Source organism: Hyphomicrobium sp. 1Nfss2.1 (assembly GCF_965243865.1).
In the GTDB taxonomy this organism is placed as follows: domain Bacteria; phylum Pseudomonadota; class Alphaproteobacteria; order Rhizobiales; family Hyphomicrobiaceae; genus Hyphomicrobium_A.
This window is the reverse complement of sequence record NZ_OZ251603.1, coordinates 2735211-2757869: the sequence shown is the minus strand read 5'-3', so window position 1 is coordinate 2757869 and position 22659 is coordinate 2735211. Positions and strand designations below refer to the sequence as shown.

Annotated in this window: 19 protein-coding genes; 10 read left to right on the top strand and 9 right to left on the bottom strand. The window is 62.9% G+C overall.

Annotated features, from left to right (window positions below; translation table 11 throughout):
- Nucleotides 1–49 precede the first annotated feature (49 nt).
- The 6 genes from ACP15D_RS13395 to ACP15D_RS13370 all read right to left on the bottom strand — a co-directional run bounded on the left by ACP15D_RS13395 (nucleotide 50) and on the right by ACP15D_RS13370 (nucleotide 6164).
- Nucleotides 50–865 (bottom strand): transglutaminase family protein, encoded by an 816-nt coding sequence (locus ACP15D_RS13395; protein WP_424957951.1) that lies wholly within the window; start codon nucleotides 863–865, stop codon nucleotides 50–52.
- A gap of 12 nt (nucleotides 866–877) precedes the next feature.
- Entirely contained in the window at nucleotides 878–1825 is a 948-nt protein-coding gene (locus ACP15D_RS13390; RefSeq protein WP_424957950.1) for an alpha-E domain-containing protein, read from the bottom strand.
- A 30-nt stretch (nucleotides 1826–1855) separates the two neighbouring features.
- Nucleotides 1856–3250, bottom strand: a complete 1395-nt coding sequence (locus ACP15D_RS13385; protein WP_424959233.1) for a circularly permuted type 2 ATP-grasp protein — start codon at nucleotides 3248–3250, stop codon at nucleotides 1856–1858.
- Between the two features lie 220 nt (nucleotides 3251–3470).
- Complete coding sequence (locus ACP15D_RS13380) at nucleotides 3471–5147, bottom strand: formate--tetrahydrofolate ligase (protein ID WP_424957949.1); 1677 nt, start codon at nucleotides 5145–5147, stop codon at nucleotides 3471–3473.
- Nucleotides 5148–5326: 179 nt separating this feature from the next.
- Entirely contained in the window at nucleotides 5327–5797 is a 471-nt protein-coding gene (locus ACP15D_RS13375; protein ID WP_424957948.1) for a DMT family transporter, read from the bottom strand.
- A complete protein-coding gene (locus ACP15D_RS13370) occupies nucleotides 5685–6164 on the bottom strand; it encodes an EamA family transporter (protein WP_424959232.1) in 480 nt (159 codons plus the stop codon). Before ACP15D_RS13370 ends, ACP15D_RS13375 begins: the two co-directional genes overlap by 113 nt.
- Before the next feature lie 260 nt (nucleotides 6165–6424).
- On the opposite strand from ACP15D_RS13370, the gene ACP15D_RS13365 reads away from it, so the two are divergent.
- From ACP15D_RS13365 to ACP15D_RS13330, 8 genes are all read left to right on the top strand, one after another.
- On the top strand, nucleotides 6425–7387 hold the full coding sequence (locus ACP15D_RS13365; protein ID WP_424957947.1) for a cation diffusion facilitator family transporter: 963 nt from the start codon (nucleotides 6425–6427) through the stop codon (nucleotides 7385–7387).
- A gap of 80 nt (nucleotides 7388–7467) precedes the next feature.
- Nucleotides 7468–8106, top strand: a complete 639-nt coding sequence (locus ACP15D_RS13360) for a LuxR C-terminal-related transcriptional regulator (RefSeq protein WP_424957946.1) — start codon at nucleotides 7468–7470, stop codon at nucleotides 8104–8106.
- 376 nt (nucleotides 8107–8482) lie between these two features.
- Nucleotides 8483–9691, top strand: a complete 1209-nt coding sequence (locus tag ACP15D_RS13355) for an aminotransferase class V-fold PLP-dependent enzyme (protein WP_424957945.1) — start codon at nucleotides 8483–8485, stop codon at nucleotides 9689–9691.
- Between the two features lie 133 nt (nucleotides 9692–9824).
- Nucleotides 9825–10793 carry an HpcH/HpaI aldolase/citrate lyase family protein gene (locus tag ACP15D_RS13350; protein ID WP_424957944.1) on the top strand — a complete coding sequence of 323 codons (969 nt, stop codon included), beginning with the start codon at nucleotides 9825–9827 and terminating at the stop codon, nucleotides 10791–10793.
- 26 nt (nucleotides 10794–10819) lie between these two features.
- The gene (locus ACP15D_RS13345) at nucleotides 10820–11989 is read left to right on the top strand and encodes a malate--CoA ligase subunit beta (protein WP_072370648.1); all 1170 of its coding nucleotides are present in this window, start codon (nucleotides 10820–10822) and stop codon (nucleotides 11987–11989) included.
- Nucleotides 11990–12008: 19 nt separating this feature from the next.
- A complete protein-coding gene (sucD, locus tag ACP15D_RS13340; protein ID WP_424957943.1) occupies nucleotides 12009–12908 on the top strand; it encodes a succinate--CoA ligase subunit alpha in 900 nt (299 codons plus the stop codon).
- Between the two features lie 123 nt (nucleotides 12909–13031).
- Nucleotides 13032–15884 carry a phosphoenolpyruvate carboxylase gene (locus tag ACP15D_RS13335; protein WP_424957942.1) on the top strand — a complete coding sequence of 951 codons (2853 nt, stop codon included), beginning with the start codon at nucleotides 13032–13034 and terminating at the stop codon, nucleotides 15882–15884.
- Nucleotides 15885–16027: 143 nt separating this feature from the next.
- On the top strand, nucleotides 16028–16510 hold the full coding sequence (locus tag ACP15D_RS13330; protein ID WP_424957941.1) for a MaoC family dehydratase: 483 nt from the start codon (nucleotides 16028–16030) through the stop codon (nucleotides 16508–16510).
- Nucleotides 16511–16595: 85 nt separating this feature from the next.
- On the opposite strand, the gene ACP15D_RS13325 is transcribed toward ACP15D_RS13330, so the two are convergent.
- A complete protein-coding gene (locus tag ACP15D_RS13325; RefSeq protein ID WP_424957940.1) occupies nucleotides 16596–17519 on the bottom strand; it encodes a hypothetical protein in 924 nt (307 codons plus the stop codon).
- A gap of 230 nt (nucleotides 17520–17749) precedes the next feature.
- Between ACP15D_RS13325 and ACP15D_RS13320 the strand changes: the two genes are divergently transcribed.
- Both ACP15D_RS13320 and ACP15D_RS13315 read left to right on the top strand, forming a co-directional pair.
- Entirely contained in the window at nucleotides 17750–18583 is an 834-nt protein-coding gene (locus ACP15D_RS13320) for a polysaccharide lyase (RefSeq protein WP_424957939.1), read from the top strand.
- Nucleotides 18584–18724: 141 nt separating this feature from the next.
- Entirely contained in the window at nucleotides 18725–19741 is a 1017-nt protein-coding gene (locus ACP15D_RS13315; RefSeq protein ID WP_424957938.1) for a S1C family serine protease, read from the top strand.
- A gap of 287 nt (nucleotides 19742–20028) precedes the next feature.
- Here ACP15D_RS13315 and ACP15D_RS13310 read toward each other — a convergent pair whose 3' ends face one another.
- Together ACP15D_RS13310 and cydB are read right to left on the bottom strand one after the other, a co-directional pair.
- The gene (locus ACP15D_RS13310; protein WP_424957937.1) at nucleotides 20029–21519 is read right to left on the bottom strand and encodes a thermonuclease family protein; all 1491 of its coding nucleotides are present in this window, start codon (nucleotides 21517–21519) and stop codon (nucleotides 20029–20031) included.
- A 125-nt stretch (nucleotides 21520–21644) separates the two neighbouring features.
- Nucleotides 21645–22658, bottom strand: a complete 1014-nt coding sequence (gene cydB / locus ACP15D_RS13305; RefSeq protein WP_424957936.1) for a cytochrome d ubiquinol oxidase subunit II — start codon at nucleotides 22656–22658, stop codon at nucleotides 21645–21647.
- Nucleotide 22659: the final 1 nt, after the last annotated feature.

The window sequence follows — 22659 nt, the reverse complement described above, 5'->3', positions numbered from 1 at the left end:
GTCCCCAGTCCAAACTTAAAGGGCGCCCGGTGGGCCCCGTCAGGGGGCTCTATTGCTGCTGGGCGCTGCTTTGCTGCTGGACTTCAACGAAGACGTCAAGGATCTCGTCCATGCCGCCGCGACGGCTCCCGGTGATTGGGGCGGCGGAACCGGCGTCGAGACCGGTGGCGAGACGGATGTAACGGTCTGTCGGGCAAAGTTGGTTAGCGGGATCGAAGCCGAGCCAGCCAAGACCGTCGATATACGCCTCGGCCCAAGCGTGCTGGGCCTCTGATGCCAGCTCTTCACCGGTGACGAAGTAGCCGCTGATGTAGCGCGCCGGCAGTCCCATGAGCCGCGCCGCGGAGATGAAAATGTGCGCGTGATCCTGGCAAACGCCGCGACCATCGCGCAGGGCTTCGGTGGCGCTGGTGTGGGCGTTGGTCGCACCCACGACGTACTCGACACGCTCGCCAATGACTTGCATCAGCTCGTGCAGGCGATCAATGCGATCCTCGGACTTGAGTTCGGCCACGATGTCGGTGATGGCCTGATCTGGCTCGGTCTTGGCCGTCTGACGGCGGAAAATGCGGATCGGCGATACTTCGGTAAGGCCGCGCACGAAGCCGGACTTATCGTGAGTTTCGATGGTGCCACGGGCGATGATCGCCAACTGCGTGTGCGAATAGGGGATCGACACGAGATGGCAGACGTTGCCGAACGCGTCGCGGTAACGCAGCGCGCGATCGATCTCGGGCATCTCCACGCGCCAGCTCACCACCTTCTGACCCTCGAAGCTCGGCGGCGTCATGCGCAGCGTGTGGATGCTGTAGCTCGCAGGCGTCGAGTATGCGTAGCGCGTGACATGACCAATTGAGACGAGCACGTGGCGACCCCATCAACCGTTGAAGTGGTAGACCTCGGCAACCTCGTTGCCGAGCCGGTTGTTGCGGATGATGAAGTCCTCGATGAATTCGTGCAAACCAGACTGGAAGATGTCGTCAATATTGCCGCTCGACAGGAGATTGCGTGTGCCCGCAGCAGTCTCATGGCACGCGGAACGCTCCCCGTAGAGGTTGGCGAGATCGCTGAGCGCGATGTTGATCTCATCGTAGCAAGAACGCAGCGAGCGGGGCATCGCCTGGTTGAGGATCAGGTACTCGGCGATGCGCCAAGGCTTGTAGTTCTCCTTATAAACCCAGCGATAACTGCGATGGGCGGAGACCGAACGGAGGATGGCGCCCCACTGCACGGCATCGACGCCGCCGCCGACCATCTCAATCTGCGGGAGGAGTACGTAATATTTCACGTCGAGAATGCGGGCCGTGTTATCGGCGCGCTCGAGGAAGGTGCCGAGCTGGCTGAAGAAGAAGGTATCGTTGCGCAGGATCGTGTTGAGCAGCGCGCCGCGATAAAGCGCGGAGCGCGAGCGCACCCAGTCGAGCACGCGCGGCAGCTCTCCCGCGGTAATGTTCGCAGGATTGATGTTGGAGAACTCGATCCAAGCGGAGTTCAGGCTTTCCCACATGTCGCGCGTGAGCGACGTTCGCTGGGCGCGCCCGTTGCGGCGCGCGGCGGCGAGACATGATTTCACGCTCGAGGGATTGGAAAAGTCGAACAGCAGGTAGTTTATGACGTCGCGGGTATTGAGAGTCTCGAACTTCGAGAAGTAGCCCTGCGCGCAGCCGGCGCCCGCCAGCGTCGAACGCCATTCCTCGTGCGTCCCGTCGCCGTCGCGCGGCAACAGAACAATGCGATAGCCGACCTCGGTGAGGCGAGCCATGTTCTCGGCCCGCTCTACGTAGCGCGCCAGCCAATAAAGGTCGTTGGCCGTCCGTCCTAGCATGCGATGTGAGCGCCTGTTTGATGCTTGTTGTCAGTCCTGAAGAACCCAGGTGTCCTTCGTCCCGCCGCCCTGGCTGGAGTTGACGACGAGTGAGCCCGCCTGAAGCGCGACGCGGGTCAGTCCGCCGGCGCTGAGGCGCACTTCATCGCCAAAGAGGACGAAGGGTCGGAGATCGAGGTGACGGGGAGCCACCCCGGCGTCGACGAGCGTGGGGCAGGTCGACAACGCGAGGGTAGGCTGGGCGATGTAGTTGGTGGCGTTGGCCACGAGCTTGGCCCTGAATGCCTCGATCTCGGCCTTGGACGCCGTCGGGCCAACGAGCATGCCGTAGCCTCCGGAGCCATGTACCTCCTTCACGACGAGTTCGGGCAGGTGCTCGAGCACGTACTTGAAGTCGTCAGGCTTGCGGCAGTTGTAGGTCGGCACGTTCTGAAGAATCGGCGCGCGGCCGGTGTAGAACTTTATGATCTCAGGGATGTAGCTGTAGATCGCCTTGTCGTCGGCGATGCCGCCGCCCGGAGCGTTGACGATACTGACGCGGCCGGCGCGAAAAAGATCGAATAGGCCGGGCACGCCCAACACGGAGTCGGAACGGAACACCAGCGGATCGAGGAAGTCGTCGTCGATGCGGCGGTAAAGGACGTCGATGCGGCGAAGACCCTGCGTGGTCTTCATTTGCAGACTGCCGTCGAGCACAACTAGATCGTGGCCTTCGACAAGCTCGACGCCCATCTGGTCGGCGAGGAAAGAATGCTCGAAGTAGGCGCTGTTGTACTGGCCGGGCGTCAGAAGGGCGATGGTCGGCTCGCCTTCGAGGTCGCGCGGGGCGACGCTCGCGAGAGTCTTCAACAGGTTCTCGGGATAGTCGTCGACGGGCGCAACGCGATTTCGCGCGAAGAGGTCCGGGAACATGTGCATCATCGTTTCCCGGTTCTCGAGCATGTAGGACACGCCCGAGGGGGTACGCGTGTTGTCCTCGAGAACGAAGAAATCGTTCTCGGACGTGCGCACGATGTCGATGCCGATGATGTGGCTGTAGATGCCGAGCGGCGGCTCGACGCCCATCATTTCAGGAACGAAGGCGGAGTTGCCGACGACAAGCTCTTCGGGGACCTTACCGGCCTTGATGATCTCCTGGCGGTGATAGATGTCGTACATGAAGGCGTTGAGTGCGCGAACACGCTGCTCAATGCCGGCCGTCAAACGACGCCACTCGGGGCCTGAAATGATCCTCGGGATGATGTCGAAGGGGATGAGGCGTTCAGCGGCCTCTTCCTTGCCGTAGACGGCGAACGTAATGCCCGTCCGGCGAAACATCGTTTCTGCCTCAAGCAGCTTCTGCTTGAGGTCTTCCAGCTTCTGCGTGCCGAGCCATTCGGACACTGCAGTGTAGGGCGCGCGGACACCGTCTCCGGTGCCGTTCATTTCATCGAAAGCCTTGCGGAGCGCCTGCGTGGCTTTGACCGACGTCTGTTCCTGCTGCTGCAACTTCCGCCCCAATTGCCAAACCAAGCTGCATCATGCCCGTATTCCAGGAAAAGTGGCAGCAAATCGTACAAAGAACGCTGCCTGAAACACGGGCATTTGCCTTGATAGAGAGCAACTGGGGCAGACTGCTTATAGCCGACCCTTGGAAATCCTTGGGTTAGAACAGACCCTCAATCTGGCCGTCGGCATTGAGGCGGATAGCCTCAGCTGCGGGCACCCGCGGCAAACCAGGCATGGTCATGATCTCGCCCGTGATGACGACCACGAACTCGGCGCCGGCCGACAAACGCAGCTCGCGAACCGGCACGACGTGACCCGTCGGGGCGCCACGCTTGCTGGGATCCGTCGAGAACGAGTACTGCGTCTTCGCCATGCACACCGGAAGGTTGCCGAAGCCGGCAGCCTCCAGATCCTTGAACGCCGTTTCCACGGATGCATCGCAAGCGATGTCGGAGGCGCGATAGATCTCGGTCGCGATGGTCTTGACCTTGTCGCGCAGCGAGACGTTATCGGCGTACAGCGGCTTGAAGTTCGACGGCGTCGTGTCGGTCAGCTCGACGATGTGACGGGCCAGGTCTTCGGTGCCGGCACCGCCATTCGACCAGTGCGTGCACACGAAGGCCTTGGCGCCGAGGCTCTCGGCTGCCTTCTTCACCTCTTCGAGCTCGGCGTCGGTGTCGGTGACGAACTTGTTGATGGCGACGGCAACTGGCACGCCGAACTTGGCCATGTTCTCGAGATGGCGCTTGAGGTTGTCGCAGCCCTTGTTCACCGCGAGCACGTTCTCGTTCTTCAAGTTGTCCTTGGCGACGCCGCCGTGCATCTTGAGCGCGCGGACGGTGGCAACGACCACAGCAGCTGCCGGCGCGAGGCCCGCCTTGCGGCACTTGATGTCGAAGAACTTCTCGGCGCCGAGATCGGCACCGAAGCCCGCTTCGGTGACGACGTAGTCAGCCAGCTTCAGCGCCGACTTGGTGGCCAGAACCGAGTTGCAGCCGTGGGCGATGTTGGCGAACGGGCCACCGTGAATGAACACGGGGTTGTTCTCCAGCGTCTGCACGAGGTTCGGCATCATGGCGTCCTTGAGCAGAACCGTCATGGCGCCATCGGCCTTCAACTCGCGCGCGCGGATCGGCGACTTGTCGCGCGTGTAGCCGACAATGATATTACCGAGGCGGCGCTCAAGATCCTTGAGGTCGAGTGCGAGGCAAAGGATGGCCATGACCTCGGATGCGACGGTGATGTCGAAGCCGTCGGTGCGCGGGAAGCCGTTGGCGACACCACCGAGCGAGTTGGTGATCTCGCGCAGCGCGCGGTCGTTCATGTCGAGCACGCGGCGCCAGGCGACGCGACGGGTGTCGAAACCGAGGCTGTTGCCCCAGTAGATGTGATTGTCGATCAGCGCCGACAGAAGATTGTGCGCCGACGTAATGGCGTGGAAGTCGCCGGTGAAGTGGAGGTTGATGTCCTCCATCGGCACGACCTGCGCATAGCCGCCTCCGGCAGCACCGCCCTTGACGCCGAAGCAGGGCCCGAGAGAGGGCTCGCGCAGGCACATCATGGCCTTCTTGCCGATACGGTTGAGACCGTCGCCAAGGCCAACCGTGGTCGTCGTCTTGCCTTCGCCGGCGGGCGTGGGGCTGATAGCGGTGACGAGAATGAGCTTGCCGTCCTTGGCGTCCTTCAAGCTGTCGATATGCTTGAACGAGACCTTCGCCTTGGTGTGGCCATAGGGGACAAGCGCATCGGCGGAGATGCCGACCTTGGCGGCCACCTCGGTGATCGGCTTCATGGTCGCCGCGCGCGCAATCTCGATGTCGGACTTGATGGTCAAGGACGGGTTCCTCCCAAACTTGCTCTTATTGGCTGCCCCCGACGGACCGCACTCGGAGCCGGCTGATAATTCGCGCGCCGATATTGTCGGTTCAAACTCCGCGCGCAAGTGTTTGAACAGCGTGGAACCGTCACATCAGGCAAACCAAACTCTGCAAATGTGCGAATGCCCCACCGACTCTATTCCTGCGAGGAAAGAGTATTTCTTGCTAATCGAGCTTCCCGGTGCGTGACGAAAACCGAGGCCGCGAAAATGACAATAGCGCCAACCCAGGTCCAGACGTCGATCAGCTCGCCGAAAACCAGATAGCCGACGAGGACCGAAAAAGGCAGCCGGCTGAAATTGAACGTCATGGCGAGCGAGGCATCGGCAATGGCGAACCCGCGCACCAGCGTCATGTGGCCGAGCACGGCGAACACCCCGAGGAGAACGAGTTGCGGCCAGACGGCGAGCGGCGGCCAGGTCCACACCCACAGCGCGGGGATGATCGAAAGCGGGACCGAGACGAGGTTGGTGATGAAGACTATGCGGTCTGCGTCATCCGATTCCGTCAGCTGCTTGATGAGCGGACCGATCAGGCCCATCGATGGGGCCCATACCAGCGCTGCGATTTGGCCTGGACCGAAGACCCCGCCGCTCGGCCGCAGCATGATCATGGCACCGGCGAACCCGGCGAACAGCGCTAGCCAGCGGTCGAGGCCGACGTATTCGCCGAGAAGGAAAATCGCGAACCAGCGCGCCGAACAACGGAGCGAGGAAGCCGATGGCGGTAACCTCGGCCATCGGCAACAAGGCGAGTGCCTCGAAATAAGAAAGCATGGCGACGAAGCTGACCGCGACGCGAAAGGCGTACAGCTTTGGCTGCTTCGTGCGCACGAGGGATGCGCCGCGACGCCAGAGCAGCGGCAGCATCAACACGACGCAGAAAAAGTTGCGAAAGAACATGATCTGCAGTGGGTCTACGCCGGACAGCGCCGCACTGCGCGCAACGGCTGCAATCCCGACGAGGAGGGCCATGGAGGCGGTGACGAGCAGGAGTGCCGCAACTGGGTGATTGCCTGCTCCCGGATCGCCGCTGCTCCGCAGAGCCAGCGCAATCTGGCGCAGGCTGTTGCGCGTGCCTGGGGACAAGGGAAAGCTCACCGCTTCAATTCCGACCGCCGCTCGCTCCGGGCGAGGGCCTTTCGGGGCGTCTTTGCACGAAGCTCACCATTGTCGCTGCCTGACAAATTGCCCCGCGGGCGAAGTGGTATAGTGGGCAAACAAGGAGAATGCGGATGGGACATCATCACGGGCACGCTCATAGTCATGGCTCCGGCCACGGTCCGCATGCCGGCGGTGCTGATGGCGATGCGGGCTCAGGAGGGCGCAACGAGCGCCGTCTGCTACTGGCTGCCGCACTGACGACGGTGACGCTGATTGCAGAAGCGGCGGGCGGGATCATTTCAGGATCGCTGGCCCTTCTCGCGGATGCCGGCCACATGCTGACCGACGCTGCAGCGCTGATCCTGGCGTGGCTGGCTGTCCGTTTTGCGAGGCGCCCTGCGGATTGGAAGCGCACGTACGGGTTCGACCGGTTCGAGGTTCTCGCCGCCTTCGCGAACGGCCTCGCCTTGTTCTTCATCTCGGCGATGATCTGCTACGAAGCGATCGAGCGCATGTTCAATCCGGTCGAGGTGCTGGGCGGGACGATGCTGATCATCGCCGCGATCGGCCTATTGGTTAACGTTGTTACGCTGCTCATTCTCAATCATGGCGGTGACCCAAACCTCAACGTCCGGGCGACGCTGCTGCACGTGATGAGCGATCTGCTCGGCTCCGTGGCCGCGATCGGTGCTGCCGTCGTGATCCTCTACACCGGCTGGACACCGATCGACCCGATCCTCTCGATTGTCATCACTCTGCTCATTCTGCGCAGCGCGTGGCTGATCACGAAGGAAGCCGGTCACATCCTCCTCGAGGGGGCGCCAAGCGATCTCGACGTACGCGAGGTGCAGAAGGATCTCGAGGCGACGGTGCCGGACGTGCAGGGCATCCATCATGTTCACGCTTGGTCGCTGAGCGAGAACCGCCGCGTCATGACGCTGCACGCTCTTACTTGCGACGACGTCCCGCCGGAGCGAGTTGCAGCGGCCATCAAAGAACGATTGAAGCAAGCATTCGGGGTGGTTCATGCCACCGTCGAGGTCGAACATCGCGAGTGCGCAGACGCACAGGGGAAGGCCTGCGGAAAGGTGTAGAGGCAAGCCATTTTTTCGCGATCGCCTCTTGACCGAATCCTTCAGGTTCGCTGCTACCAATGGCTGAAATGGCGGACTCATTGCTTGCAACCACGCAGGGTGCCCAACGCCCAACGGTCATGATCGCGGACAAGAGCCCGGTCGTGCGCTCCGGCTTGCGCGACTTCATCACCCGCGATGGCCGCTTCGACGTGCTCGACGCGGTAGCTTCGGGTACGGAGTTCGTTTCCGCGATCGAGCAGCGGCCGACCGACATCGGCATCATCGGCTGGTCGTTCCCCGATACGACCGGCGCGGAGATCCTGTCGGCCATAAAGCGCCGCCATCTGGGGACGCGGATCGTCGTCTATACGGGCGAACCCGGGAAGGAAGTGCTGCGCCAGGCCATCAGACTTGGCGCCTGGGGTTTCATCTCGAAGAGCGATGAACCGACGGTGCTGGTCGAGAGCATTGCAGCCGTTGCACGCGGGCGCATGTCGCTGCCGTACATCGACCTGCAGGCACTGACGACTGATCCGTTCTCTGAGCTTACGTCGCGAGAGCGCGAACTCCTTACTGCGCTTGCGAACGGTTGGACGAATTTGCAGATCGCATCGCGCATCGGCATTTCGCGCAACACGGTCAAATACCATCTCAAGAATCTGTACGACAAACTCGGCGTTTCAAATCGCGCGATGGCGGTTGCGCTCTACATGCAAACGACGATGGATCAGCGCTAACTGCGCGCTGAAAATTGACGCGCTGCACAATCGATGCGCGCGTTTTTGCACATTGCTTCGGCGTCACGAACGGCTAATGTTCCGGCGGGTCAGCGGCGCGGAAAAACGTGCGCGATCACCAGCGGAAATCGGCTGGCAATCGCGCCCGGTTTGGTGGGTAGGAATGACTACCCTCAAGCACAACTAAACCACTACCCAATCGCGTCCAACGGCTGCCCGATCGGGTGTTGTGAAGGCATCAACGTAAATAGATGCTCCCGGCCCAGCCGCAAGCAACAGACAACGGTCCGCCTTCGGGCGCGATGGTAGGGCCCCGCGCTTAAGGCGCATTCATATCCAGACGCCAATTCAGACGGCAATTCGGAGGAGACACATCATGCTCGTTACGCCGCATCTCTTTATTCCTGGTCCGACGAATGTTCCCGAGGCCGTCCGTCGCGCGATGGACATTCGCCAGGAGGACATGCGCTCTCCCGAATTTCCGAAGTTCACGCTTCCGCTGTTCGAAGACCTGAAGAAGGCTTTCAAGCTCACCAACGGCCGCGTCTTCATCTATCCGGCGTCGGGCACGGGCGCTTGGGAATCGGCGATCACCAACACGCTGAACACTGGTGACAAGGTTCTCATGAGCCGCTTCGGCCAGTTCTCGCTGCTGTGGGTCGACATGGCACAGCGCCTCGGCCTCAACGTGCAGGTTCTCGACGAAGAGTGGGGCACGGGCGTGCCGGTCGAGAAGTATGCCGAGATCCTCGCCGCCGATAAGGGCCACGAGATCAAGGCAGTGTTCGTGACGCAGAACGAGACCGCGACGGGCGTCGCCAGCGACGTTGCCGGCGTGCGCAAGGCGCTGAACGACGCCAAGCATCCGGCGCTGCTGTTCGTCGACGGCGTTTCGTCGGTCGGCTCGATCGACATGCGCATGGAAGAGTGGGGCGTCGATTGCTGCGTCTCCGGCTCGCAGAAGGGCTTCATGCTGCCGACCGGCCTCGGCATCCTCGCCGTGTCCAACAAGGCGCTGGAAGCCAACAAGTCGGGCAAGATGCCGCGCTGCTTCTTCTCGTTCGAGGACATGATCAAGAACAATGACCTCGGCTACTTCCCCTACACGCCGGCAACGCCGCACCTGCGCGGCCTGCGCGCGGCTCTCGACATGCTGTTCGCCGAGGGTCTCGACAACGTCTTCGCCCGTCACCACCGTCTCGCCGAGGGCGTTCGCCGCGCCGTCAACGCTTGGGGGCTCAAGGTGTGCGCGAAGGAGCCGAAGTGGTACTCCGACACCGTCAGCGCCATCCTGGTTCCGGAAGGTGTCGACAGCGCCCAGGTCGTGAAGACCGGTTACTATCGCTACAACACCTCGTTCGGCGTCGGCCTCAACAAGGTCGCCGGCAAGGTGTTCCGCATCGGTCACCTCGGTGCGCTCGATGAGGTCATGGTCGGCGGCGCTCTGTTCGCGGCCGAGATGGCGCTGCGCGATTGCGGCGTGAACCTCGTCCCGGGCTCGGGCACCGGCGCTGCCGCCGAGTACTTCCGCGAGACGACGAAGGCCTCGGCGACGAGCCGTCCCGAGCTGAAGCTCGCCAGCTAATCGAATTGGAAGCGGCGCCGCACAACGGCGCCGCTTTACTTTCTGCGACTTGCAAGAACAGCGGCTCGGTGACCGACATATCGGCGGCAGTCGCGCCAACTGAAACCAAAAGCCTTCAGAGGAACGCCTCCAGATGAGCTACACCCTTTATCCCCTCCGCAAATCCCGCCTGCAGCGCTCCGAGCTCGCCGTTCCGGGTTCCAACCCGACGATGATCGAGAAGGCGCTCGCCAGCGCCGCCGACTACGTGTTCCTCGACTGCGAGGACGCCGTTGCTCCGCCGGACAAGGAGCAGGCGCGCAAGAACATCATCCAGGCGCTGAATGATCTCGACTGGGCCGGCGCCGGCAAGACCGTTTCGGTTCGCATCAACGGCCTCGACACGCACTATTGCTGCCGCGATGTCGTCGACATCGTCGAGCAGGCCGGGCACAAGCTCGACACCATCCTCATTCCGAAGGTCGGCACGGCTGCCGACGTCTACGCGATCGAGAGCTTCGTCAGCCAGATCGAAGTCGCCAAGAGCCTGCCGCACAAGATCGGCATGGAAGCGCTGATCGAGACGCCGCTCGGCATGGCCAACGTCGAGTCGATCGCTTCGGCCAACAGCCGCCTCGAAGCCATGCACTTCGGCGTTGCCGACTACGCCGCCTTCAACAAGGCGCGCACCGTCGTCATCGGTGGTCTCAACCCCGACTACCCGGGTGACCAGTGGCACTTCGCCCTGTCGCGCATGACGGTTGCCTGCCGCGCGTTCGGCCTGCGTCCCATCGACGGACCGTTCGGCGACTTCTCCGATCCTGCCGGCTACACCGCGGGTGCAAAGCGCGCCGCCGCCCTCGGCATCGAAGGCAAGTGGGCCATCCATCCCTCGCAGATCGAGCTCGCCAACGAAGTCTTCTCGCCGACGGCGAAGGAAGTCGAGCGTGCCGAGCGCATCCTCGCCGCCCTCAAGGAGGCCGAGGCTCAGGGCAAGGGCGCAGCTTCTCTCGACGGCAAGATGATCGACGCTGCTTCCGAGAAGATGGCGAACAACCTCATCGCCACCGCCGCCGCCATCAAGAAGGGCGAAGCAGCCCGCGCCAAAGCTGCAGCCGAATAAGCACCCTTCAGAAGGAGCACGGATAAATGGATATCCACGAGTATCAGGCCAAGGAGCTTCTTTCGAAGTTCGGCGTGCCTATCGCGCGCGGTGGTCTCGCCTACAGCCCTGAGCAGGCTTCCTATCGCGCCACCGAGATCGGTGGCAGCAAGTGGGTGGTCAAGGCTCAGATCCACTCTGGCGCCCGCGGCAAAGCCGGCGGCATCAAGGTGTGCTCAACCGATCGCGAGATCGAGCAGGCCGCCGAAGCGATGCTGGGCAAGAAGCTGGTGACGAACCAGACCGGCCCGTCCGGCAAGCTGGTGTCTCGCCTCTACATCGAAGAAGCGACCGACATTGCCAAGGAGATCTATCTCGCCCTGGTGATGGACCGCGCTTCCGAGCGCATCATGGTCGTCGCTTCGGCGGCCGGCGGCATGGAGATCGAAGAGATCTCCGCCAGCCAGCCGGACACGATCATCCGCGTGCAGGTCGACCCGGCTGTCGGCATGCAGCAGTTCCAGGCCCGCGAAGTTGCCTACGGCCTGGGCGTCGACCCCGAGATCATCAACAAGCTGGTGCCGACCATCATGGCCTGCTACCGCGCGTTCCGTGATCTCGACGCGACGATGGTGGAGATCAACCCGCTGGTCATCACCAAGGACAAGAACCTCGTCGCGCTCGACGCAAAGATGAGCTTTGACGACAACGCTCTGTTCCGCCGCCCGCACATCGCCGAGCTGCGTGACAAGAGCCAGGAAGACCCGCGCGAGACCTATGCGTCCGACCGCGGTCTCGCCTACGTCGGCCTCGACGGTGACATTGGCTGCGTCGTCAACGGCGCCGGCCTCGCCATGGCGACGCTCGATATGATCAAGCTCGCCGGCGGCGAACCTGCCAACTTCCTCGACATCGGTGGCGGTGCTTCTCCGGAGCGCGTTGCCAAGTCGTTCAAGGCGGTGCTGAAGGACAAGAACGTGAAGGCGCTGCTGCTCAACGTCTTCGCCGGCATCAACCGTTGTGACTGGGTCGCCAAGGGCGTCGTCGACGCCGTGAACGACCTCAACATCAAGATGCCGGTGGTTGTCCGTCTCGCGGGCACCAACGTGGAGGAAGGTCGCCGCATCATCGACGAGAGCGGCCTCACCGTCATTTCCGCGGAAACGCTGGCTGAAGCGGCCCAGAAGGCCGTCGCTGCCGCAAAAAGCGCCGCTTAAGGACAGGGAGATCGTTCAAATGGCTATTTTCATCAACGAGAATACCCCGGTCCTCATTCAGGGCTTCACGGGACGCATCGGCACCTTCCATGCTCAGGAGATGATCGACTACGGCACCAACGTCGTGGGCGGCGTCACCCCGGGCAAGGGCGGCACCACGCATCTCGGTCGTCCGGTGTTCAACACCATGAAGGGCGCCGTGCAGGAGACCAACGCTGAAGCCGCCATCGTGTTCGTTCCACCGCCCTTCGCTGCGGACGCGATCATGGAAGCGGCCGATGCGGGCATCAAATACTGCGTGTGCATCACCGACGGCATTCCGGCTCAGGACATGATCCGGGTGAAGCGCTACATGCGGCGCTACAAGAAAGAGAACCGCATGGTTCTCACCGGGCCGAACTGCGCCGGCACCATCTCGCCGGGCAAGGCGATGCTGGGGATCATGCCTGGGCACATCTACCTTCCAGGCCGCGTCGGCATCGTCGGCCGTTCGGGCACGCTGGGCTATGAGGCCGCCTCGCAGATGAAGGCTCTCGGCATCGGCGTCTCCACCTCGGTGGGCATCGGTGGCGACCCCATCAACGGCTCCTCGTTCCGTGACATCCTCGAGCACTTCGAGAATGACCCGGAGACCGACGCCGTGCTGATGATCGGCGAGATCGGTGGTCCGCAGGAGGCCGAGGCTGGCCAGTATGCGCGCGACCACATGAAGAAGCCGGTCGTCGCCTACATCGCCGGTCTGTCGGCCCCCAAGGGCCGCAAGATGGGCCATGCCGGTGCGATCATCTCCGCGTTCGGCGAATCCGCTCCCGAGAAGGTGGAAATCCTCAAGGGCTGCGGCGTCACCATCGCGCCGACACCTTCAGAGATGGGAGCGACCGTCGCCGGCGTTGTCAACGCTCTCAAGAAGGTTGCGTAAGACTTCGGGGCCCGTCTCATGCTAGACGGGCCCCGGCCTGCCCCTCGGCGTCTCCCGAACTCTTCACGGATCGGCGTTCTGCCGAGGGCCGGCGGTTAGCTAGAGCCAAGCGTGGAGATATCAATGCCGAACGACGTGCAGCCGATCGCCCCCGGAAAACTCGATGAGTTCCGGCTTCGCGATGAGCTTCGCGCCCAGCGCACGCAAATCCCTGACACGCCTGCGCTCAACCCAATCGTCAATCTGGCGTTCAAGCTGTCGCGGCAGCTCGAAGGCGGCGAGATCAGCTTTGCCGAGTTACAGGCCCTGGCTACGCGCCTGATGGACCGTGCCGGTGTGCAGCGCGCACTGCATCTGCGGGAGCGCGTGGGCTTCGTCGATCGCGCCACAACCTACAAAGAATTTGCCGAGTTCGTCGAAGGCGCTGCAGCAGCCGCCGACTTCGATACGTTCAAGGCTCGCTGGGAGCGTGCACGCACAGGCATCGTGCTGACGGCACATCCGACGTTCGGTCTTTCGGACGCGCTATCAAAGAGGATCGTGGAGATCGCCGTCGCCGACGATGTCGATCCGAACATGCGCATTGGCGTGCCGCACAAGCCGGACGACAACATCGATCTCGCCTACGAGCACGGGCGGGCGCAGAATGCGATCCAGAACTTGCGCAACGCCTATGTGGAGCTGCTCGACAGCTTCTTCTCGGCGGCGGTGCACCGCTTCGGCGCCAAAGCGTTTGAACTTAGGCCGAAGCTGGCGACGTTCGCTTGCTGGGTCGGCTACGACCTCGACGGGCGCACCGATATCGACTGGCGCAAGTCGTTTATCCTACGGCTCAAGGAGAAGCGCGCCTCGCTCAACGATATCCGTGAACGCTTCATCGGACTGAAGAACGAGATCCCCGCGGATGGCGAGGCGCAGCGCCTGTCGCGTCAGGTTACAGGCAAGCTCGATCTCACCATCGCCGCCGTCGACGAGCAAATCGAAGCGCTCGACAGAGTGATGAAAGCGAAGGCACCGCTGGCCGAGGCTGCGAACGTCATCTCGCGGCAGGACGGCTACAACATCACCACGGTGGAGCCGATCGTCAGCCTGCTCCGCGCGTTGCTGGAGGCACTGCCGGAAGGCAAGGGCAAGCGCGACGTCGCGGTGCTGTCGGGACTGATGGAAGCAACCGGCCTCGGCACCGCGCACATCCACGTGCGCATCAATGCCGTGCAGCTCAACAACGCCTTCCGCGCCTTCGTGCACGAGCCGTGGACGCGCGACCTGACGGAAAGTCAGGCGCTGGCGCGCATCGTCAGCATGATCGAATCGGCGCGCAAGGAGACGGTGAACTTCGAGTCGCTCGATCTCGAGACGGCAACGGCTATCCGCCAGTTTGCGCTCATTGCGCAGATCAAGAAGCACGTCGATCGCGAGACGCCGGTCCGCTTCCTGATTGCCGAGACGGAATCGCCGGCAACGGTGCTGATCGCCATCTTCTTTGCAACGCTGTTCGGCGTCGACGACATCACCGACGTATCGCCGCTGTTCGAGACCCCGCTGGGCCTCGAGACCGGCGCGCGCATCGTCGAGCGGCTGCTGGAAGAGAAAGCGTATGTCAATTACGTGCGCCGCCGTAACCGCCTGTCGCTGCAGACGGGCTTTTCGGACGCTGGCCGCTTTGTCGGCCAGATCGCCGCGACACTGGCCATCGAGCGTCTGCATCACGGCGTCGCCGAGGCGATCGACAACTCCGAGCTGAAGGGCGTCGAGACACTGATCTTCTCGACGCACGGCGAGTCGATGGGCCGCGGTGCGCACCCCGGCAGCATGCACACGCGCCTACACTATCTATTCTCGGACGAGGCGCGTCGCCGCTTCGCGCGCCATGGGATTCCGATCAAGCACGAGACGAGCTTCCAGGGCGGCGACGGCTATCTGTTCTTCGCCAACCGCCGACTGACAACGCGCGCCCTCGCGACCGTCATCATGGACGGCGAGGTGCCGGCCGAGGCCGAGGATCCGTTCTACGAGGATATGGACCTGAAGCTCGATTTCATCGGGCGTCTCAGGGCCTACCAGGAACATCTGTTCGCGCATCCGGGCTACCGTGCGGTGCTCAGTGCTTTCGGTGCCAACATCCTGTTCAAGACGGGCTCGCGCCCGGTGAAGCGACAGATGGATTCAACCGGCGCCGTCGATCGCAGCGCGGTATCGCGCATGCGCGCCATTCCCAACAATGCGATCCTGCAGCAGTTCGGCTATGTGGCGAACGTCGTCGCAGGCCTCGGTGCTGCCGTCGGCTCCGAGCGTGAACGCTTCATCGAGCTGGCGCGCAATTCGCAGCGGCTGCGTCCGCTACTGGAAATGATTGCGCGCGGCAAACAGCTTTCGAGCCTCAACGCGATGGGTGCGAATGCCATCGTGTTCGATCCGGGCTTCTGGGCGTGGCGTGGCTCCTGGGGCCGCGAGGCGGGTCTGGATCCTGCATTCCGGGCACTCGCAACGCTGCTGCTCGACGATGACCGGAACGGCGAGATCAATAGCCTCGTGCATCACCTGCGGCTCGATGCGGTGGAACTGCATGCGATGCTGGAGGAAATCGGCATCGAGGGCGGCAAGATCCCCGACGATACGCGTCTCGAACTCGACCTGCTGCAGGCCGTGCGCCTAGCGTTGATCATGCGGGTGTTCATTCTCGCGGCACAGATGCCGCGTTTTGCGACGCGCGAGATCTCGCACCGGCAGCTGTTCGAGTTGGGGCTGATGCTGGAAGTGCCGGCGGTTGTCGAGGAAATGCGCAAGGCGTTCCCGCGGCGCATGGACTCGGCGAGCGATGGTACGCAGTTCCTCGAAAAGGCGACGTACCGGCCGCACGGGATCGACGACTACGGTCGTATCGAGACGGAAATCCTGGCGCCGATGGAAGAGGCGTATGAGCTGATCCGAGAAATCGGCACGGGCATCTCGCACCACTTCGGCGCGTTTGGCTGATCCGCCTACGCCTCGCCTTTCAGAGAGCCGGCTTCACTCGCGTGGCCGGCTCTTTGCGCGACATGCGCAGATCGGCCCGGTTGTCCGCCCAAGCCAACCGTGGAAGATTGCGTTGCCGATAGATGAGAATGGAGCCGTCCGCGATGTCCAATCCCTTGCCGCACGCCTGCAAGACGCTGAACGATCTCAGCGTTGGTGATGAAATTCGCCGCAGCTATTCGGTCAGCGACAGCGACGTACAGAAGTTCGGCGAGATCTCGGGCGACTTCAATCCGGCGCACTTCAACGAGGACTACGCGAAGGAGACCGTGTTCAAGGGGCGGATCGCCCACGGAATGATCTCACTGGCCAAGTTCTCGGGCATCTTTGGCATGGACATGCCGGGGCTGGGCGCGATCTGGGGCGGCCAGACGGTGAAGTTTCTGACGCCGGTGAAGCTGAATGCGCCCTACACGGCGGTGGCGCAGGTGAGAGAGAAGAACGAGAAGAACGTCGTCTTTGCCTGCTGGGTGGAAGACCAGGAAGGCAACCGCGCGCTCGAGGGCGAAGCGGTGGTCTATCCCATTCCGCAAAAGGTGAAGGACAAGATGGTGGCCGAGGGCAAGCTAGCGACATTGCTCGGCTGAGGGGCGCTCCACTCGCGCGATCAAATAAGAAGAAGGCCGGGCCTTGCGGGCACCGGCCTTTATCTTTTCCTGCGGCGCTGCGGGCTTAGTGCTTGCCCCAGACCTGGACGGTTGCATAGGCGCGGTCGCGCTTCGAAGTGGCGATCGCACGCGAGCGCCAAGTGGCCTCGATCTCCTTTATGGTGGCCCCCTTCTTCAGGTCGACCGGCCCGAAGGCGCCGTCCGCATCCACCTTGATGCGGTTGGCCTCGATCTCGTCCTTGGCGCCATCGGAATAGACAACGGCCAGGTTCGTCATGGTGATGTCGCGATCCTTGACCGAGACGCGCAACTGCTTGAAGCCACCTTCGTTCTGGCCGACCGGGATCTTCACCTTGTCAAAGCCGACGCTGCCGGCAGTGTCGGTGCCGAGCAGCACCCAGCCATCGTTGTATTTGCGCCCTTCGCCGTTGGGGCCGAGCCAGCCGTTCTCGTATTCACCAAACACCTCGACGCGGGCCTGTCCCTTGAAGTCAGGCTTGGAGCGGTAGACCAGCTGGATTTCCTTGATGAAGCCCTTGTGGTTCAGCTGGATCCAGTCGGTCTTGCGGTTGGCGGGGATCTTGGCGTCGGTGAGCAGAGTTTCGCTGGAGCCATCCTCGAAAATGGCCTTGAGATCAGTGACGTAGATCTCATTGCGCAGCACGCGCAGACGAATGCGGTCAAACTTGCCGATCTCCGAGCCGACGCGGATCACGTCACGGTCGACGAGGAAGCCGACGTCCTGGACGCCGAAGAGGACTTCACCGTTGCTCGCCTGTCCCGGTGGGATGGCCGAGGTCTCGGGGGCGGTATCGCGTGTCTCAACGTTGCGGCGACGGCGCTTGGCCACGTTGATCACAGGGGAGGCAGACCGGCTGCGTTCCAGCGCCTTGCCCATCGGAAGCACGCTCGCGTCGCGCGCCTGCGGCGTGGACATCAATCCCGCGGCGCCCAGAGCAACAACCGCCAGCGCCAGCCTGATCGTCATGAACCTCTCCCCTCGTTCGTGAAGACGCGCACCGACAAATCGTTTCCGCAACAGGTTATTAACGCAGTATCCGCGGCAACAAAAGCTGAAGCAGGCAGATATCCAGCAATGGCGCGGGAGACGCTCGTCGGCCGCGACGGCCACCCTCCGGATCTTAACTCGATGGGTGCTAGCCAGGACGCGGCTCTGAAAACAGCGGGCCGGACAATTCTCGAAGGTTCGCCAAGCCGATGAAAAGCCCAAGGCAATTCGAGCTTCTGATCAACGTTGGCGCCGCTATCGCCGGCATCGGCGTGATCGGCTACATCGCCTACGCGGCTTTGCACAAAGACGTCGACCAGCCGTGCAGCACGCGTTATCCGGCGGCAACGCGCTTTTCTCTGCACAACAGCGAGGGCAAACCCCTCAGCGCCATTGCCCTGCAAGCGCGCGCGGGGCTGCGAGATCTCGGCGTGATCGACAATGCCAGTGTGGTGCGATCGGCAGGCGGTCCGGCGGAGGATGTTCTCGAGGTGAAGCTGCGGCAGCTCCCGGCGGGCGCAGACCAGGACGCTGCTGCCCACAACGGGATCGAGTTTCGCTGGTCACCTCCGGGCATGAAGCCGGCGACCGCTGCGTGCCTGAGCTACAGCGTTCTTCTGCCGGACAAGTTTGCATTCGGGAGCGGTGGATTCCTGCCCGGTGTGTTTGGCGGTACGGCTGGGCTTTCGCGTGACTCTGCGGCCGGGTTGTCCGTGTCTCCGGAGTGGGAGCGGGATGGACGTCCTTTGATCGCGTCGACCTCCGCCGGCCGCATCGGCCGCATATCAGGCAATAAGTCAGCATGGCCGACGGGACGCTGGGTCCGGATCGAACAGGAAGTGGTGCTGAACGAGCCGGGCAAAGAATACGGCCAGACGAGCCTATGGGTCGATGGCGTGCTTACGCTCGATAGCCGCAGCGTGCTGCTGCGCAAGGATGCCGGTGAAACGCTGTCCGGCGTGCTGGTCGCGGCCGGATATCACGGTACGCCTCCCGAAGCGTCGAGCCTGCGGATTTCGCCGTTCGAGATTTCGTGGCGCTGACTGAAGCGAGCGTACTGACACGCTTCAGCTAGGTCTCGCCCGACCGTGCCGCCCTTCTCAAGTCTACCCGCCCGTCCCCATATGAGCTGCCGGTATGCGCCGAGGCCGATTGAGGCCAGATGCGCAGAAAGGGGATACGGCATGCCGAATGTCTTTGGTTTCCTTGGCGGAATGCAGCCTGCTCACGGCAATTCAGCGGCGGGCGGAAGCTTCGTCGATGACGGGGAACTGCTCGATTCCTATTCGCGCGCTGTCGTCGACGTGGTCGATGCCGTTGCGCCCGCCGTCGTGCACGTCGAGGTGAGCGGGCTCCGCGATGGCCGACGCGCCGAAGGCACGGGGTCGGGCGTGCTGGTGTCTCCGGACGGGCTGATCCTCACCAATAATCACGTGATCGAAGGCGCAAGGGACGTGACCGTTTCGTTGTCCGACGGGCGGCGTTTCAGCGCGCGCTCGCTCGGCCGCGATGCCGACACCGACCTTGCCGTACTGCGCGGCGAGACGAGCGAGACACTGCCGGTGGCGCAGCTGGCAAATTCAAAGGGCGTACGGCAGGGACAGATCGCAATCGCCATTGGTAATCCGCTTGGATTCCAGTCGACGGTTACCGCGGGTATCGTCAGTGCTGTCGGGCGATCATTGCGGGCGCAGAATGGGCGCCTGATCGGCGACGTCATCCAGACAGACGCTGCACTCAATCCGGGTAACTCGGGTGGCCCGCTGGCCAACTCGGCCGGACAGGTGATCGGTATCAACACCGCGGCAATCGTCGGCGCGCAGGGCATCTGTTTCTCAGTCGCGTCAAACACGGCGCTGCACGTGCTGACGCAGATTCTCGCGCATGGGCGTGTGCGACGGGCACGCATCGGCATCGTCGCCGAACAGGTGCCGCTGCCGGCCCGCGTTGCCTATCGGGCGGAGCTAAAACAGCAAAGCGCTGTTCGCGTGCGCGAGCTTCAAGCGGGGAGCCCGGCGGCAGAAGCGGGGATGCAGCAAGGCGATCTGATCGTGCGCCTCGACGACGAGTCGGTGACAGGTGCAGACGATCTCTTCCGCATGTTGGACGAAAGGAGGATCGGGAAGTCTGTCAGGGTAACGATTGTGCGACGCAGCGGCGTTACTGAGTTGATCGTGCGACCAATCGATCGCGAGCTGTGAGGCCGATTTTTCGGTTTTTTTGAAAGGTCTGTTTCGCGAACCTTACCGCGCCGCAATGAAAGAAGCAGCAATAGGTAAAACATTACGGCAATGTAAGCTGTTTCTTAACTCTTGCAAAAAGAGGCCCCGGAATTCCTTGCAAAATGGCCGGCAATAGTATTCCATATGGGCATCGAACGTGGCGCCCTCCCACCTGTCCCCCCTAAGCGGCGTCACGCATCGCAGCCCGCGCTCTTCCCCCGGAGCGCGGGCTTTCCTTTTTCGCGGTATTGCTTGCCGCGTGTCGGTCAGGATTGCTCAGCCGATTTGAAACCGGCCTGCTGTGCTTCCGTCTCCGAACAGAACCAGCGCTCTCCCCGGCGCGCCACGCGCACCTTCTCGTAACCGCGTGCCCAGGGCACGTAATAGCGCTTGCCGCCGCGCACCGTCGCTTTGATCGGGCAGCCGTCTGGTGCCGAACGTTTGGCCTCTTCCCACTTGAGCTCGCGATATTCCGCCGGGCGTGCGGCTTCGCCCCCCCAGAGACCAGCTTTCTCGGCGCGGGCCTCGTCTTCAAGGCTACCGTACGCGCTGAACAGGCCGTGTATCGCGAATACGTTTCCGCCGCGTACCAGCTCTGCGGCGAGGTCGCGGTCTCCCACCTTGCACTCACCCGTGCCCAGGCCATCCTCGGAGCCGCTCAACTCGCAGGATACGCGATTGGAGCGCAGCAATTGCGCCATGGCCTGGCGGGCAGCATCTCCGCACGACCAGCTGCTCCCTTTGGCGCTGGTGCAGGTTTGATAAAGGAGAGGTGCCTCGATGCCGTCGAGGCGCACAACGGTCGATCCGATCCGCAGAGTGTCGCCGGTGACTGCGCTGCCGCGGCCGGAGATTTCATCAGTGGCGGTACTGCCCGTGGCAGATTGCGGCTCGACGCGTGCCTGACGGCTCGATTTGACGGTTGTGGGCGATGCGGCGCCCCAGACGTGCCAACCAGTAGCCACCACAGCAAGCGCGATCAATGCGACAGCCAGCCCACGCTGCACGATGGGTTTCGACGAGGCGGTTTCCAGCATGCGGCGCACGGCGGCAAGCACTGACGAGAGCGGCGTTGCCAGCCAGGCAGGCAGCCCCGATGAGACGTGCGCCAAGGCCAGTGCGCCGAGCAGCCCAACCCCGATCAGCAATACGATCCAGGTGTCCTGTACGAAACCGTCGGCCAATGCGCGGATGATGCCGCCAACCAGAGCCACGCTGCCGAAAAGCAAGACCGCAAGCCGCGGCAAAGGTTGGCGCAGAATGCGGCCGATAGGAGCCAGCGGCGGACCAAGATAGTCCGCAGCGATGCCGACGAGGGTGCAGAGCACGGCCCAGGCATAGGCCAGTGCGTAGAGGGTCCACGCCCCCATGCGCTGCAGGTAATTGCCGGCAACGGGCATGGCCGCCCGTAACCGTTCGGCGCCAGCCATGGCTGCGGCGGCACCCAGCTTCGCGCCTTCGGCTCCGAGCTTGGCGCCTTCCTTGCCGTAATGCAGCACGCCGTCGCCAACGGCTTTGGCACCCGCTGCACCCAATGCGGCTCCTTGCGCACCGAGATGCACAGCGCCGCGGCCGACCGCAACGACGCCTTCGGCACCGGCTGCAGCGCCGCGCTGGCCGGCAGCTTTCAGATTGTCGACGGCTGCTTTGCCCGCCTCGCCGATGCGGTCGCGTCGCTGCTTGCGGCGCACGAGGATCGTGGTGCGGACATATTCGCGCCACTCGAAGCCATCGTTGCGCTTGCGCCAGCCAAGCATTCAGCCTCCAGAACCTCAATTGCAAATGGTCGCCGGCCAGCAGGCTGCGGCGAATCTCAAGGTTCCAACGAACCGGTACGAGAAAATGGCAGGCGGCCCTGCATCGGCGCCGCCCGCCATTCCCCTCAGTGGTAGCCTTCGCCCTCGCGGACCTTGCCGCGGAAGGACCAGTAGACAAACACCGTATAGCCGAGGATCAACGGCAGCATCACCAGCACGCCTATCAGCATGAAAAGCTGTGACTCAGGTACAGCCGCGGCCTCCCAGAATGTGATCGACGGCGGCACGAGATACGGCACGTTGGAGATGGCGAGGCCGGCGAAACCCAGCAGGAACAATGCAACAGCCGAGAGGAACGGCATAACCTCGCGCCCATGCGTCAGACCATACCAGCAAGCGAACGCGGCTGCCGCGGTGAGCAGGGGAATGGGCGAGAGGTATGCGAGGTTCGGCCAGGAGAACCAGCGGTCGGCAATGCGCTCAAAGACGAGGGGCGTCCACAAGCTGACGACTGCCATGATGACCAGAACCGCAAACAATAAGTACTGCGCCCAGCGCCGGGCATTATCAGCCAGTTCGCCCTCGGTCTTCATCACCAGCCAGGTCGTGCCTAGAAGCGCATAGCCGACGACAAGCGAGGCTCCAGTGAACAGCGGGAAGGGTGCAAACCAGTCAAACGGGCCGCCGGCGAACCTGCCATTCTCGATGCTGATACCCTGCAACAAGCCACCGAGGATGACGCCTTGCATGAACGAGGCGACGATGGACCCCCAGGCGAAAGCGTTGTCCCATAGCTGGTGGCTGGGTTTGGCAGTCCAGCGGAACTCGAAGGCGACGCCGCGGGCGATCAAGCCGAGCAACATGAGGATCACTGGCAGATAGAGCGCCGGCATGATGATGGAGTAAGCCAGCGGGAAAGCGACGAACAATCCGCCGCCACCTAGGACGAGCCACGTTTCGTTGCCATCCCAGAAGGGCGCTACCGAGTTCATCATCACGTCCCGGCGCTCCTCTTCCGGTGTGAACGGAAAGAGGATGCCGAGCCCAAGGTCGAAGCCGTCGAGGATCACGTAGAGCGCAACGGCGGTGCCGATCAGCGCAATCCACACCAGGGGGAGCCAATAATGGATCTGGTCCATG

Coding starts and splice junctions, on each gene's coding strand:
- ACP15D_RS13335 (WP_424957942.1), top strand. CDS start 13,032: ATGCCGAACGACGTGCAGCCGATCGCCCCCGGAAAACTCGATGAGTTC.
- ACP15D_RS13365 (WP_424957947.1), top strand. CDS start 6,425: ATGGGACATCATCACGGGCACGCTCATAGTCATGGCTCCGGCCACGGT.
- ACP15D_RS13315 (WP_424957938.1), top strand. CDS start 18,725: ATGCCGAATGTCTTTGGTTTCCTTGGCGGAATGCAGCCTGCTCACGGC.
- ACP15D_RS13375 (WP_424957948.1), bottom strand. CDS start 5,797: ATGCTGCGGCCGAGCGGCGGGGTCTTCGGTCCAGGCCAAATCGCAGCG.
- ACP15D_RS13330 (WP_424957941.1), top strand. CDS start 16,028: ATGTCCAATCCCTTGCCGCACGCCTGCAAGACGCTGAACGATCTCAGC.
- ACP15D_RS13310 (WP_424957937.1), bottom strand. CDS start 21,519: ATGCTTGGCTGGCGCAAGCGCAACGATGGCTTCGAGTGGCGCGAATAT.
- ACP15D_RS13345 (WP_072370648.1), top strand. CDS start 10,820: ATGGATATCCACGAGTATCAGGCCAAGGAGCTTCTTTCGAAGTTCGGC.
- ACP15D_RS13355 (WP_424957945.1), top strand. CDS start 8,483: ATGCTCGTTACGCCGCATCTCTTTATTCCTGGTCCGACGAATGTTCCC.
- ACP15D_RS13320 (WP_424957939.1), top strand. CDS start 17,750: ATGAAAAGCCCAAGGCAATTCGAGCTTCTGATCAACGTTGGCGCCGCT.
- ACP15D_RS13325 (WP_424957940.1), bottom strand. CDS start 17,519: ATGACGATCAGGCTGGCGCTGGCGGTTGTTGCTCTGGGCGCCGCGGGA.
- ACP15D_RS13385 (WP_424959233.1), bottom strand. CDS start 3,250: ATGAACGGCACCGGAGACGGTGTCCGCGCGCCCTACACTGCAGTGTCC.
- ACP15D_RS13370 (WP_424959232.1), bottom strand. CDS start 6,164: ATGGCCCTCCTCGTCGGGATTGCAGCCGTTGCGCGCAGTGCGGCGCTG.
- ACP15D_RS13350 (WP_424957944.1), top strand. CDS start 9,825: ATGAGCTACACCCTTTATCCCCTCCGCAAATCCCGCCTGCAGCGCTCC.
- ACP15D_RS13390 (WP_424957950.1), bottom strand. CDS start 1,825: ATGCTAGGACGGACGGCCAACGACCTTTATTGGCTGGCGCGCTACGTA.
- sucD (WP_424957943.1), top strand. CDS start 12,009: ATGGCTATTTTCATCAACGAGAATACCCCGGTCCTCATTCAGGGCTTC.
- cydB (WP_424957936.1), bottom strand. CDS start 22,658: ATGGACCAGATCCATTATTGGCTCCCCCTGGTGTGGATTGCGCTGATC.